Below are 13,733 nucleotides of genomic sequence, written 5' to 3' on the forward strand. Positions count from 1 at the left end.
CTACCTCGTTGCAGCCCGGGTCAGTCTGGCGTTCTCCTTCTTGATCGCCTCCACCAGTTGGGCCTTGGTCATCGACGAGCGACCGGTGATCTTGAGGCGGCCGGCAATCTCATAGAGGTGGGCCATGGAGGCGTTGGCGTCCACGCCCTCCTCGGTGGGCTCCGGGCTGTCGACCCCGCCGGCCGCCTTGGCGTCGGACGGCCCCCGCTCCGCCTTTTCCTCCCAGTGATCGCCGACCTTCTCGTAGGAGTGCTTCAGCGCGGCGAAGGCGGTGCGGTGCGCGCGCTCACCCTCGCCGTAGGACTCGACGGCGGAATCGTGCGCCTCCGTCCAGATCGCCTGAGCGTGCTGGGGAGATCGGGCGATCGTGGCGGGCATTTCCTGTGCGGCGGGCATGGTGTGGTCCTTCCCTCGTCGGTTCAGCGGTGGAATACATCCCACGGTAGGCAGGAGCGCCGCCGCCCGCAACGGCGTGGCCGGCAGGTGCGCGCCCAAAAAAAAGGCGCCCGACCTGTGGCCGGGCACCCTTCTTCGGTCAGTCTTAGAGCGTGATGAGACCGGAGGTCGTGTCGCGCGCCTTCTCGAAGCGAGCCGAGACGTTCGCCCAGTCAGTGACGGTCCAGAAGGCCTTCACGTAGTCGGCGCGCACGTTCTGGTAGTCGAGGTAGTACGCGTGCTCCCAGACGTCGAGCATCAGCAGCGGAACAATCCCGGCGGGGAGGTTGCCCTGCTGGTCGTAGAGCTGCACGATGATGGGCTGCTGGCCCAGGGTGTCCCAGGCGAGGATGGACCAGCCGGAGCCCTGAACGCCCATGGCGACCGCGGTGAAGTGAGCCTGGAACTTCTCGAACGAACCGAAGGTGTCGTCGATGGCGGCAGCGAGCTCGCCGGTGGGCTTGTCGCCACCGTTCGGGGACATGTTGGTCCAGAAGATGGAGTGGTTGACGTGGCCGCCGAGGTTGAAGGACAGGTCCTTCTGCAGCTTGTTGACGAACGTGAGGTTGCCGGATTCGCGAGCCTCAGCGAGCTGCTCGAGCGCGGTGTTGGCGCCGGTCACGTAGGCCTGGTGGTGCTTGCTGTGGTGGAGCTCCATAATGCGCCCGCTGATAGCGGGCTCGAGGGCGGAGTAGTCATAGGTCAGCGGGGGCAGCGTGTATGCGGTCATTTGCTTACGATATCGTCTCAAGTGCACTTGAGATCAAGGAGAAGGCCCCGTGTCAGAGCACTTGTCCAGCAATGATCTCCTGCCGATCGGGCAGGTGGCGGCCCGAGCAGGCGTGCCGGTCTCCACCGTGCGGTACTACGAGACGCTGGGCCTGATCCCCGCCGTGCGCTCGAACGGTAATGTTCGTCTTTTTCCACGACATGTGCTGCGCCGAATCGCGCTCATCCAGGTGTCGGTGCGCTATGGCATCTCCCTGGCCGAGGTCGCCGAGTTGCTCAAGGACCTGCCCGACAGCCGTCCACCCACTCGCGCCGAGTGGAGCGCCATCTCCGCCACCTGGGGCGAGCACCTCGCCCGCCAGCAGGCGGTGCTCGAACGGATGCAGGCCGAGCTCACGGGCTGCATCGGCTGCGGCTGCCTCTCGCAGACCCGGTGCGCCGTAGTCAACTCCGACGACCGCCTGCGCAGCGACGGTTCGGGTCCCCGACGGGTGTTGGAGCCCTAGGGTCCCTCAGAGCAGCGTCATCACGTCGCGCGCTGCCGTCATCAGCAGCGGGGCGTACGACTCGAGCTTCTCCCTCGGCACCAGCGGAGCGATGGTCGTGATCCCGATCCCGCCGATGAGGTTCTGTTGCATGTCGAACACGGGAACTGCCATGCAGCGAATGTGCTCCTCGTTCTCCTGGTCATCGATCGAGAACCCGCGGTTGCGCACCAGGGCGCCATCGGTCAACAGGCTGCCTACGTCGGTGATGGTGTATTCGGTGCGGGTAGGCAGCCCGGTGCGGGCAGCGTAGGCGCGCACCTCGCTTTCGCTCAGGTGGGCGAGGACCGCTTTGCCGATCGCGGTGGAGTGCAGGGGGATCTGCCCGCCGACCCGGGACGCGATCTGGATTGGCTGCGCGGTGTCTTCGATCTTTTCCACGTAGGTGGCGGTGTCACCGGTGCGCAGGGCGAAGTGGATGGTGCTGTGCACGTCGGTCTGCAGTCGTCGCAGCCGCTCGCCGACCAGGTCGGTATCCGTGTGCGCGGCCGTGAGCTTGAGCGCGAGGAGGCGCAGGGCGCGACCGGGAGCGTAGGTGCCGTCGTCGCGGCGGCTGACGTAGCCGCTGTCGATCAGCTCGGACAGCAGTCTGAACACGCTGGTCTTGGCGAGCCCGGTCTCCTTGACGAGGTCGCTGAGCCGGTGGGCATGACCGGTGTTCGACACTGCCTCGAGTACTCGGAGGAGCTTCTGGGCCGCGTTGTCCTTGGCCGAAGCGTCCCGCGTTCTGCTCGCCATCTCATTAACTGCCGTGTGCGCCATGAATCCCACCTGCTTGAAGTTCTGTCGTATGGACAGTTAACCATGAATGTGGAATAGAGGCAGCGCGAACGACCTCGATCGGGGTACTCCCCGACGTCGGACTCTTGACAAAGCAGCATTCGTCTGGGTGACGCCCTCGCATGAGGCCCCGGTCGAATATTTGGCCACCGGGAGTTGCCAAAGCTCTTCGCGCGCGGATATGGTGAGTTCATGTGACGGACTACCATTCTGTCAGGCGGAACAGCGGAAAGCGAACTCCGCTGATTCTCAACGAGGAGGAAGTAATGCAGGGAACTGCGAACGAAGCCACATCGGCCCTTTCGGGCGGTCTGGTCCTGCCGGCCGGCATCCGGCTGGTCACCGCTCAGGGCGGTCTGCCCGCGCTCGAGGTGGCCATCGAGAGTGCCACGGCTCTCGTCTACCTGCATGGAGCGCACGTCGCCCAGTGGATCCCGGCCGGCCAGAAGCCGGTGCTGTGGATGAGCGAGAACAGCGCCTTCTCACCCACCGCCGCTCTCCGCGGCGGCATCCCCATCTGCTTCCCCTGGTTCGGCCCCAACCCCACCGACGCCAGCGCCCCCAACCACGGCTGGGCCCGCATCTCACCGTGGACGCTCACCGCCGCCACCCTCGTCGGAGGCGACGCCCATCTCACCTTCGAGCTGGCCGGCACGCACAGCGACCCAGCCGGCACCGCACAGCCGGTCGCCCTGCAGTACACGGTCTCCATCGGTGCCGCCCTGGCGCTGGCGCTGACCGTGCTGAACGACGGTGATGCCGCAGTGACGGTCGAAGCCGCGTTCCACACCTACTTCGCCGTGGGAGACGCCCGCACGGCTCACATCCGCGGCCTGGCCGACCTGCCCTACCTCGACCGCACTCTCACCCCGCCGGCCACAGCGAGCTCGGCGCTGCCGGTGGCCATCATCGGCGCCGAGATCGACAGGATCTACCCGATGCCCCGCGTCGTCACCATCGACGACACCCAGAACGGTCGCAGCATCCAGGTCGGCCACACGGACGCCGCTCAAACCGTGGTGTGGAACCCGGGCATCGTCAAGGCGGCGGCCATGGGCGACTACGGCGACGACGAGTGGACCGAGACCGTGTGCGTCGAGGCGTGCAACGTCCGGGACCAGGCCATGGTGCTCGCCCCAGCCGCCAGCCACCGGATGCGCGTCACCGTCACGCTCACCCCGCTCCTCCTGAGCACTCCGAACACCCGCACCGCGCAGCACGACCACACAATTGAGGAAGCGAAAGTCATGGAAAGACTTACCAGCACCATCTACCCGAAGCCGGAACTGCCCACCAGAGCCATCCAGTTCGGTGAGGGCAACTTCCTGCGCGGATTCGTCGATTGGCAGCTGCAGCAGTTGAACAAGCAAGGCCTGTTCGACGGCGGCGTCAAGATCGTGCAGCCCCTCGCGGGCGGCCTGGTCGCCATGCTCGAGGAGCAGGACAACCTCTTCACGGTGCTGCTGGAGGGCAAGCAGGACGGCGCAGAAGTCCAGAGCCACGAGGTCATCACCGTGGTCACCGGCACGGTCAACCCGTACACCGACTACCAGGCCTACCTCGACCTGGCCGACGACGACGACATCGAGTTCATCTTTTCCAACACCACCGAGTCCGGCATCGTCTACAACGCCGACGACAAACTCGGCGACACCCCGCACGCCAGCTTCCCCGGCAAGCTCACCGCGCTGCTCCAGCGCCGCTTCGAACTCGGCAAGAAGGGATTCACGCTCATCCCGTGCGAACTCATCGAGCACAACGGCGCCAAGCTCAAGGAAACGGTGCTCGCCACCGCCGCGAACTGGCAACTCAGCGACGCGTTCGTGGCCTGGGTCGACACCGACAACACGTTCTACTCCAGCCTCGTCGACCGGATCGTGCCCGGCTACCCGAAGGACCGCGCCGAAGAACTGTGCGCCGGTTTCGGTTTCGAGGATCGCCTCATCGTCACGGCCGAACCGTTCCTGCTCTGGGTCATCGAAGGCCCGTCTGAGCTGACCGAGACCCTGCCGCTGGCCAAGGCCGGCCTCAACGTCACCGTGACCGACGACATGACCCCGTACCGCGAACGCAAAGTGTTCCTGCTCAACGCCCCGCACACCACCATGGCCACCCTGGCCCGCCTCGCCGGCGTCGAGACGGTGCGCGACGTGATGCTCGACGCCGACTTCGGCCCGCTCGTCGAAGCCGTCATGTACGAGGAGATCATGCCGGTGCTCGACCTGCCGCACGACGAACTCGCCGCATACGCCGAGTCGGTCAAGGAACGTTTTGAGAACCCGTTCATGCACCACGAACTCGCCGCGATCGCGCTGAACACCGCCTCCAAGTTCACGAGCCGCCTGCTGCCCGTGCTGCTCGGCTTCCACGCGAAGAACGGCACCTTGCCGCGCCGCGTCACCCTGGCGCTGTCCGCCCTGCTGCTCACCTACAGCGGCGACCCGGCAGCGACCGTCACCCCGGTCGACAGCGCCGAGACCATCGCGGCCTTCCACGCCGCGTACGCCGCTGCCGCCGATGACACGGCTGCCTACGTCGCCACAATCCTGGCCGACACCACGCTGTGGGGCAGTGACCTCACCGCCATCGACGGCCTCGTCGACCTGGTCTCGGCCGGCGTGACCAGCCTCCGCACCCAGGGCGTTCGGGCCACCCTCGCGGACGTGGCGGTGCCCGCATGAGTGCTCCCACCCTCACCGCCCCCACTGCAACGACACAAGGTAAGAACATGCTCCTGAACGATGATTTCCTGCTCGGCACCGCCATGGCGAAGAAGCTGTTTCACCACCACGCCAAGAACATGCCCATCATCGATTTCCACTGTCATCTGAACCCCCAGGAGATCTACGAAGACGACAACTTCAGCAGCATCACCGAGGTGTGGCTGAAGGGCGACCACTACAAGTGGCGCCTGATGCGCGCCAACGGAGTTCCGGAGAAGCTCATCACCGGCGACGGCGACGACTTCGACAAGTTCTACGCCTGGGCCGGCACCGTCGAGAAGGCCCTCGGCAACCCGCTCTATGTCTGGACCCACCTGGAGCTGAGGCGCTTCTTCGACATCGACCTGGTGCTCAGCCGCGACACCGCCCGCGAGGTCTACGACCGGGCCAACGCCCTGCTGGCCACGCCGGAGTTCTCCCGCCGCAGCCTGATCCGCTCCAGCAACGTCACCGCCATCTGCACCACGGATGACCCGGCCGACGACCTGCATTTCCACGAGCTCCTGCAGAGCGAGAAGTCGTTCACCGTCGTCCCGGCCTTCCGCCCGGACAAGGCCATGAACATCTCCGCGGCCGGTTTCGCCGACTACCTGGTCACCCTCGGCGCGGCGGCCGGCGTGAGGATCGGCGCATTCGCCGACATCGTGTCAGCCCTGTCCGCCCGGGTGGACTTCTTCCATGCGATGGGCGGGCGCCTCTCCGACCACGCCCTCGACACCGTCGTCTACGCCGAGGCCACCGAGACCGAACTCGACGCCATCGTCACCACCGCCATCGGCGGCGGCGCGTTGAGCTCCCTGGAAAACGCGCAGTACCGCACCGCGATCCTTCAGGCGCTGATGCGGATGTACACGGTCAAGAACTGGACCATGCAGCTGCACCTGCATGCCCTGCGCAATACCAACACGGTGATGCTCGGCAAGCTCGGCCCGGACACCGGCTACGACGGCCTGAACGACCGCCCGGTGGCCGAGCCGCTCGCCGCGCTGTTCGACTCGATGGAGTCCGAGAACTCCATCCCGCGCACCATGCTCTACTCGCTGAACGCGAATGACTACATGCCGCTGGTGACCCTGATGGGCTCGTACCAGAAGGACACCGTGCAGAAGATGCAGCTGGGCAGCGCCTGGTGGCACAACGACACCCGCAGCGGCATGCGGCTGCAGTTGCAGACCTTCGCCGACGAGAGCCTGCTGTCCAATTTCGTGGGCATGCTCACCGACTCGCGCAGCTTCCTCTCCTACCCGCGGCACGAGTACTTCCGCCGCATCCTCTGCGAACTGATCGGCGAATGGGTCGAGCTCGGTGAGGTGCCCGACGACGAGGCGATCCTCGGCCAGATGGTCGAAGACATCTGCTTCAACAACGCCGACAACTACTTCGGTCTCTAACCCGGCCGCGCCCGGTACCCACCAAAGGAATCGATTCTCATGTCACACATCGAAAGCATCGCCACCGGCACCTCCGTACTGGTCATGGCGGAGGGCGACGACGTCGCCGTCGCCCTCCGGGACCTGCTGCCGGGGGAGTCCCTCCCGGTCGGCGAGGGTGTCCTGACCGTCACCACGCTGGTGCCGAGCGGTCACAAGGTCGCCCTCACTGACTTGAGCGTCGGCGCCACCGTGCACAAGTACGGCCAGTCCATCGGCGTCGTCACGGCGCCGATTCGTCGGGGCGAACAGGTGCACAGCCACAACATCGGCATGGACCTCGCCGCCCGCACCCATGAATTCGGCACCGTGCACACGGAACTGCGGGCCCCGACCGAACGGCGCACCTTCCAGGGGTTCCGCCGGGCCGACGGCCGCGCCGGAACCCGCAACTACATCGCGATCCTCACCACGGTGAACTGCTCCGGCACCACCGCGAAGCTCATCGCCGACAAGTTCCGGCACGGCGCGCTCGACGAGTTCGAGAACGTCGACGGCGTCATCGCCCTCACCCACCAGAGCGGCTGCGGCCTGGTGCTGGGGAGCGACGGCGCCCAGGTGCTGCTGCGCACCCTGAACGGCTACGCCAGGCACCCCAACATCGCCGGCGTGCTGATGCTCAGCCTCGGCTGCGAGATGACCCCCACCAGCCTGGTGCTGGGCGAGGGCACCCTGCCCGCCGACACCGTCGTGGAGTCCCTGTCGATCCAGGAGACCGGCGGCATGCGCAACACCGTCGCCGCGGGCGTTGCGAAGATCCTCGCCCTGGCTGAGCAGATCAACACCCGCCACCGCGAACCCATCGACATCTCCGAGCTGGTGCTGGGCCTGAACTGCGGCGGCTCCGACGGCTATTCCGGCATCACCGCCAACCCCGCCCTGGGCTGGGCGTCCGATGTCCTCGTCGCGCACGGCGGCACGTCCGTCCTCGCCGAGACCCCGGAGATCTACGGTGCGGAGCACCTGCTCACCGCCCGGGCCACCACCCCCGCGGTCGGCCACAAGTTGATCGACCGGATCGACTGGTGGGAGACCTACATCTCCGCCAACGGCGGCACCATGGACAACAACCCGTCCCCGGGCAACAAGGAGGGCGGCATCAGCACCATCCTGGAGAAGTCGCTGGGCGCCGTGGCCAAGGCCGGCCACGCCGACCTCGCCGCCGTCTACGAGTACGCCGAACCGATCGACACTCGGGGTCTGGGCTTCATGGACACCCCCGGCTACGACCCGGTGTCGGTCACCGGCCTCGTCGCCGGCGGCGCCACCGTGGTGGTCTTCACCACCGGTCGTGGCTCGGTCTTCGGCTGCAAGCCCACCCCGAGCATCAAGGTCGGCACCAACACCGAACTGTTCGTGCGCCAGGGCGGCGACATCGACATCGACGCCGGCCGCATCGCGGACGGCAATGCCACCGTCGACGAGGTCGGCGCCGAGATCCTCGAGATGATCATCGCCGTCGCCAGCGGCACCCAGACCGTCAGCGAAGAGTTCGACGTGGGCCAGGAAGAGTTCGTGCCGTGGCACATCGGAGCCGTGACGTGATGGCCTCTCCCCAGGAGAACGACGCCGTGCAGCCCACCGTGGTGTGCTTCGGCGAGACGATGGGCATGTTCACGCCCACCAGCACCGCTCCGCTGAACACCGCCACGGGCTTCACCCTCGGTACCGGCGGTGCGGAGTCGAACGTGGCCATGCACCTGGCCGAGCTCGGCCACCGCGTGGCCTGGGTCAGCAAGGTCGGCACCGACCCCATCGGCACCAAGATCATCGACGCCCTGCGTGGTGCCGGCGTCGACACCCGGTGGGCCGGCCGCACGGCCCACGCACCGACCGGGCTCTACCTCAAGGAGCCCGACACCGGCAGTGGAGCACACGTGTTCTACTACCGCACAGGCTCGGCGGCATCCACGCTGAAGATCGCGGATGCCGTCGACTGGCCCTTGGCCGGAGCCCGGTGGATCCACACCACCGGTATCACTCCCGCGTTGTCGGGGACCTGCTCCGCCCTGGTGGAGCACGTCCTCGACAGCGCGGCGGGGTGGGGCGCCACGGTCTCGTTCGACATCAACTTCCGGCCGGGCATCTGGAGCGTCGAGGAGGCCGCACCGCGGCTGCTCGCCCTGGCCCGCAAGGCCACCGTCGTGCTCGTCGGACTCGACGAAGCCGCCGTGCTGTGGGGCTCTGTCACCGCTGCCGACGTGCGCGCCCTGCTACCCGACCTGCCCTACCTGGTGGTGAAGGACTCGTCGATCGACGCCACCGAGTTCGCGCTGGCCGCCGATGGAACCGAGACCGTCACGGTGGTGCCGGCTCGCAAGGTCGACGTGGTCGAACCCGTCGGCGCCGGTGACGCGTTCGCCGCCGGCTACCTGTCCAGCTTGATCAGCGGGGAGGGCTCCGCGGAGTGCCTCGCCCGCGGCCATTCCCGCGCGGCCTGGGCGCTGGGCAGCCGGGAGGACTTCCGGCCTGGTCTCGGCAGACGCCTGCACGCCGACGAACCCCACAGCGTGGATCTGGCCAGCGTCGCCCTGAGCTCCGACCCCGCACTCGAACCGAGGAGATAACCCGCATGTTCGCATCGACCAGCACCGCCATCACTCCCACCCAGTGGTTCCCCGGCGACTTCTTCACGGTTCCCGTGATCGCGGTCTTCCGCGGCCTCTCCGCCGCAGAGGCCGTGCGCCTGTCGGCGCGCGCCTGGGACGCCGGCGTGGAGCACGTTGAAATCCCGATCCAGACCATCGACGCCGTTCCCGTGCTGCAGGCCGTGGCCGACGCCGCCGCCGAGCGCGGGCTCGTCGTCGGCGCCGGAACGGTCACCACCCTGGAGCAGCTCGACGCCGCGACCAACGTGGGCGTCGCGTTCACGGTCTCGCCCGGCCTCGACCCGGCGATTGTCGCCGAGAGCGTCCGCCGCGGCATTCCGCACCTGCCGGGCATCGCCACCGCCACCGAGATCTTGCAGGCCCGCGCCCTGGGCCTCACCTGGGTCAAGGCCTTCCCGGCAGCCCTGCTCGGGGCCGCCTGGGTCAAGGCACAGAAGGGCCCGTACCCGGAGACGAACTTCATCGCCACCGGCGGCGTCACCGCCCTGAACGCACCGGAGTTCCTGGCCGCCGGCACCAGCGTCGTCGGACTTTCCGGCGCGTTCGCCGACGATGCCCAGCTCGACCTCGTGCGGGCACTCATCGCCGGCGCCCGCTAACCGCGAACCGCGGCGGCGCGACTGCGGTTCTCGGTCCCTGTTGCTAGGCTGGGGCCGAGACCTGGGGGAGAGTCACGTGCGAGCACCACTGCGTGACACCCGTTCCCGTCTGCGCGCCGACCGCTGGCTGATCTGGGCCATGTTTGCCCTGGTGGCGGTGTACACCGTGGGGCTCCTGCTGCACGGAGAGGGCCCGAACGCCTTCGTCGACGTGGTGCTGGGGGAGCTGACCCAGTGGGTCCCCGCCGCGGTGTTTTGGATGGCCACCGTGCGCACGGGCTTCCGCCGCCCCGACGTGCTCTTCGCCACGCTCGCCGTCACGTTCAACTCCGCCGCCGATACCTACTATGTGTTCTCCATGGATGCGGCCGGCCAGGCGCCGTTCCCCTCGCCGGCCGACATCGGATATCTGCTCTTCTATCCGCTGATGCTCGCCGCCCTGGTCGCCCTGATCCGAAGCCAGATGCGCGGGCTTGCCTGGTCGGTGCTGTTGGACAGCGCGGTCGGAGCGCTCGGCTCCGCGGCGATCCTCGCCGCCCTCCTCGGCCCGGTGCTCTCTTCGGCGATCGACGAGTCGGAGGCCCTGGCCACCGGCGTCGCGGTGGCGTACCCGATCTTCGACCTGCTGCTCGTGGCCGCGATCGCCGGCATCGCGTCCTCGCCCGGGCTCACCATGGGTCCGCGCTGGATCTATCTGGTCGGGGGCCTCCTGTTCTTCGCGGCGGCCGACGTCGTCTTCGCGCTTCTCGAGGTCAGCGGCAGCTACTTCGCCGGCCTGCCCATGGACGCTGCGTGGGCGTTCGGCCTGGCGCTGATGGCCGTCTGGGTGCACGCCATCGGGCGGCCGCGCTCCGGCAGGGTCCTCGCCGACACCAAAACCCCGGCACTCTTCGTCCCCGCCGTGGCCGTGGCAGCCGGGTTGGGCGTGCTGGTGGTCGGCACCCAGATCGTCCAGCCCGTCGCTGCCGTGGTCCTGGCCGGCCTCACGGTGTCCCTCGCGGCCATTCCGCTCGTGTTCCGGCACCGTCTGCTGCGCCGGCAGGCCCGCACCGATGACCTCACCGGGCTGCCCAACCGACGGGCGCTGTATGCCGATGCGCCGGCGCTGCTCACGGTCAGCCGGGTCGCCGCCCGGCAACGGCAGTGCGCCCTGCTGCTGCTCGACCTGGACAGGTTCAAGGAGGTCAACGACAGCCTGGGCCACGACGTGGGCGACCAGCTGCTCGTGCAGGTCAGTGGTCGGCTGAGCGCCGCGCTGCCGCGGAATGCCATGCTCGCCCGACTGGGCGGCGACGAATTCGCCGTCCTTCTCGGCGGGGCCGGCGAGGCGGAGGCCATGGCGGTGGCGCTGGGCCTGAGCGACGCCCTCGAGACGCCATTTGTGCTGGAGGGCCTCTCCGTCCAGACCCGCGCCAGCATCGGCATCGCGCTCTTCCCCGAGCAGGGCCACGATCTCAGCGACCTGCTGCGCCGCGCAGACATGGCGATGTACAAGGCCAAAGCCACGCACGTGGGGGCGCACATCTATCGGTCAGAGGACGACAGCCACGGTGATGCGCGGCTGCGCACCCTGCAGGAGTTGCGCCTGGCTCTCGGCCAGGACCAGCTCCGGGTCTACTACCAGCCCAAGGTCAGCCTGCTCACCGGGGCGGTGACCGGAGTCGAGGCGCTGGTGCGCTGGCAGCACCCCGAGCGGGGACTGCTGCTGCCCGAAGACTTCCTCGACCTCGTCGAAGAGTCCGGGCTCATGCATTCCCTGACCCGGATCGTTCTGACCAAGGCCCTCGACCAGGCCGCCGAGTGGCACGCCAGCGGGCACGACCTCACCATCGCCGTGAATATGTCGGCGAGTTCCCTGGTCAACATCGACCTTCCCCAGCAGATCATCGGGATGGCGACGGAGCGTGGGCTGGCGGCATCGGCGCTGATGCTCGAAATCACCGAGGACTTCCTGATGAGCGACCGGGAACGTGCCCGCTCGGTGCTCACCCGGCTGAGGGAGGCGGGTATCCAGGTCGCCGTCGACGACTTCGGCACCGGGTACAGCTCGCTGTCCTACCTGCGCGAACTGCCTATCGACGAACTCAAACTGGACCGATCCTTTGTGCTGCCCATGAATAACGACGCCAAGGCGGCGGCGCTGGTCGCCGCCACCATCGACCTGGCCCACAGCCTGGGCCTGCGCATGGTGGCCGAGGGCGTGGAGACCGGCGCCGCCTACGACGAACTCGCCCGATACGGCTGCGACCACGCCCAGGGCTTCTTCATGTCGCAGCCCATCCCGGCCGCTGAACTCGACCTGTGGCTGAACGCCCGTCGCCTCGCTGAGCGCTAGACGGTGTCGGACCGGCCTGGGTGTTGCCCAGAGCACGGTCCTTCAGTACCGAGTATTCGCCCTGCGAGATCGCTCCAGAGTCCAGGAGTTGCTTGGCCTGGGCGATGTCTTGCGCCGGATTGACGCCGACGACCGACCGGATGTACTCGTCGGTGGAGCGCTTCTGCGCCATCCCGGCGCTCACCTGGCGCTCCGCCATGCTGCGTCCGCGGGCGATGACGTAGACCAGGACGGTCAGTATGGGCACGAAGACCAGGAAGATCAGCCACACCGCCTTCACCCAGCCGTTCATCTCCCGGTCCCGGAAGATGTCGCCGATCACTGCGAACAGCGCGAACAAATAGGACACGAACACGAAGGTCCAGAAGAAGAACCCGATGAAATCCCAAAAACTCGACCAGAAGCTCATGGCGGCGCCTTTCTCTCGACCACCACGCTAATCACCCTGCGCCGTTTTGAATCACCCGGATCGGGTGAGAAAAGCTGAAAACAACCTGCACATCGCATCCTCCCGAGCCGCCCGCATGCGAGGGGCGGGGCCGCTAGGCTGGGCGCAACAGCACGCTCAGCGCACCGGGTCTACCAGGGCGACTGAGCACTTCTGCACAGGGGTGCAGGAGCCTTGTGAGGGCCACCGCGGCTGCCTAAGCTCGGCACTGTGATGACCCTGCGTTCGTCGCTGCCCGCCGCTAAAGCCGCAATTGAAGCGGTCCACCTGGTCAAGAGGTTCGGCACGACAGTGGCCCTGGACGGCGTGAGTTTCAGCATCGCCCGCGGCAGCGTGTTCGGGGTGATCGGGCCGAACGGGGCGGGCAAGACCACTATCATGCGGGCACTCCTGGATCTCATCCGGCTCAGCTCCGGCCGGGCGACACTGCTCGGCACCGATTCCCGTAACGCCGGTCCCGAACTGCGCCGCCGCATCGGCTACCTGCCCGGGGAACTCATCCTGGAGGGCCGCACCACCGGCCGCCGGCTGCTGGGGCACTACGCCAACATCTCCGGACCCGTCGTCCAGGGCCGCGTCGACGACCTGGCCGACCGGTTCGGGCTCGACCCCGACCGCACCGTGCGCACCCTCTCCAAGGGCAACAAGCAGAAGCTCGGCATCGTGCAGGCGTTCATGCACCAGCCGGACCTGCTCGTGCTCGACGAGCCGACCAGCGGACTCGACCCGCTGATGCAGCAGGAGTTCCTGAGCCTGGTGAGCGAGGCGCGCGACGCCGGTCAAACCGTCTTCCTCTCTTCCCACATGATCAGCGAAATCCAACAGGCCGCCGACGAGGTCGCGATCCTGCGGGACGGCCGCATCATCACGGTGGCCGGGGTCGAAGCGCTGCGGGGCTCCGCGATCCGGCACCTGCGGATGAGCGCCACCGGTGTGGGCGTGGCCGAACTGCGTAGCCGGCTGGCGCCGCTCACCGGGATGGCGGAGCTGGACTGCCGGTCGCGGCGACCGGCACAGAGGCCACCGCCGTGTTCAGCGGTGCGATCGCGCCGTTCGTCCAGGCGATCGCCCCCCTGAACCTCACCGACCTGGTGGTGGAG

General features: G+C 67.6%; 12 protein-coding genes. 8 read left to right on the forward strand and 4 right to left on the reverse strand.

The features are described 5' to 3' along the window. Both JWP54_RS09055 and JWP54_RS09060 read right to left on the reverse strand, forming a co-directional pair. Positions 1-396, reverse strand: coding sequence for a ChaB family protein (locus JWP54_RS09055; protein WP_297370679.1), 396 nt, complete (start codon positions 394-396; stop codon positions 1-3). A 145-nt stretch (positions 397-541) separates the two neighbouring features. Further along, positions 542-1,165, reverse strand: coding sequence for a superoxide dismutase (locus JWP54_RS09060; protein WP_297370682.1), 624 nt, complete (start codon positions 1,163-1,165; stop codon positions 542-544). Between the two features lie 49 nt (positions 1,166-1,214). Here JWP54_RS09060 and soxR point away from each other — a divergent pair, with 49 nt between their 5' ends. Next, on the forward strand, positions 1,215-1,670 hold the full coding sequence (gene soxR, locus JWP54_RS09065; protein WP_297370685.1) for a redox-sensitive transcriptional activator SoxR: 456 nt from the start codon (positions 1,215-1,217) through the stop codon (positions 1,668-1,670). 6 nt (positions 1,671-1,676) lie between these two features. Here the strand turns inward: soxR and JWP54_RS09070 are convergent, their stop codons facing one another. Next, positions 1,677-2,447 carry an IclR family transcriptional regulator gene (locus tag JWP54_RS09070; protein WP_297370688.1) on the reverse strand — a complete coding sequence of 257 codons (771 nt, stop codon included), beginning with the start codon at positions 2,445-2,447 and terminating at the stop codon, positions 1,677-1,679. Between the two features lie 308 nt (positions 2,448-2,755). Between JWP54_RS09070 and JWP54_RS09075 the strand changes: the two genes are divergently transcribed. From JWP54_RS09075 to JWP54_RS09100, 6 genes are all read left to right on the forward strand, one after another. After that, positions 2,756-5,170 (forward strand): tagaturonate reductase, encoded by a 2,415-nt coding sequence (locus JWP54_RS09075; protein ID WP_297370692.1) that lies wholly within the window; start codon positions 2,756-2,758, stop codon positions 5,168-5,170. Positions 5,171-5,217: 47 nt separating this feature from the next. Beyond that, the gene (gene uxaC / locus JWP54_RS09080; RefSeq protein WP_297370696.1) at positions 5,218-6,603 is read left to right on the forward strand and encodes a glucuronate isomerase; all 1,386 of its coding nucleotides are present in this window, start codon (positions 5,218-5,220) and stop codon (positions 6,601-6,603) included. Positions 6,604-6,642: 39 nt separating this feature from the next. Further along, positions 6,643-8,187, forward strand: coding sequence for a UxaA family hydrolase (locus JWP54_RS09085; RefSeq protein ID WP_297370699.1), 1,545 nt, complete (start codon positions 6,643-6,645; stop codon positions 8,185-8,187). After that, positions 8,163-9,209, forward strand: coding sequence for a sugar kinase (locus JWP54_RS09090; RefSeq protein WP_297370702.1), 1,047 nt, complete (start codon positions 8,163-8,165; stop codon positions 9,207-9,209). The genes JWP54_RS09085 and JWP54_RS09090 overlap by 25 nt, the downstream gene beginning before the upstream one ends. 5 nt (positions 9,210-9,214) lie before the next feature. Further along, positions 9,215-9,850, forward strand: a complete 636-nt coding sequence (locus tag JWP54_RS09095; protein WP_297370705.1) for a bifunctional 4-hydroxy-2-oxoglutarate aldolase/2-dehydro-3-deoxy-phosphogluconate aldolase — start codon at positions 9,215-9,217, stop codon at positions 9,848-9,850. A 76-nt stretch (positions 9,851-9,926) separates the two neighbouring features. Beyond that, entirely contained in the window at positions 9,927-12,185 is a 2,259-nt protein-coding gene (locus JWP54_RS09100; RefSeq protein WP_297370708.1) for an EAL domain-containing protein, read from the forward strand. Here the strand turns inward: JWP54_RS09100 and JWP54_RS09105 are convergent. Then, entirely contained in the window at positions 12,115-12,594 is a 480-nt protein-coding gene (locus JWP54_RS09105; RefSeq protein ID WP_367274201.1) for a PLD nuclease N-terminal domain-containing protein, read from the reverse strand. The two genes, JWP54_RS09100 and JWP54_RS09105, sit on opposite strands and share 71 nt — an antisense overlap. 252 nt (positions 12,595-12,846) lie before the next feature. On the opposite strand from JWP54_RS09105, the gene JWP54_RS09110 reads away from it, so the two are divergent. Next, positions 12,847-13,710 carry an ABC transporter ATP-binding protein gene (locus JWP54_RS09110; RefSeq protein ID WP_367274202.1) on the forward strand — a complete coding sequence of 288 codons (864 nt, stop codon included), beginning with the start codon at positions 12,847-12,849 and terminating at the stop codon, positions 13,708-13,710. Positions 13,711-13,733: the final 23 nt, after the last annotated feature.

The organism is Cryobacterium sp. (genome assembly GCF_025463825.1).
Lineage (GTDB): Bacteria > Actinomycetota > Actinomycetes > Actinomycetales > Microbacteriaceae > Cryobacterium.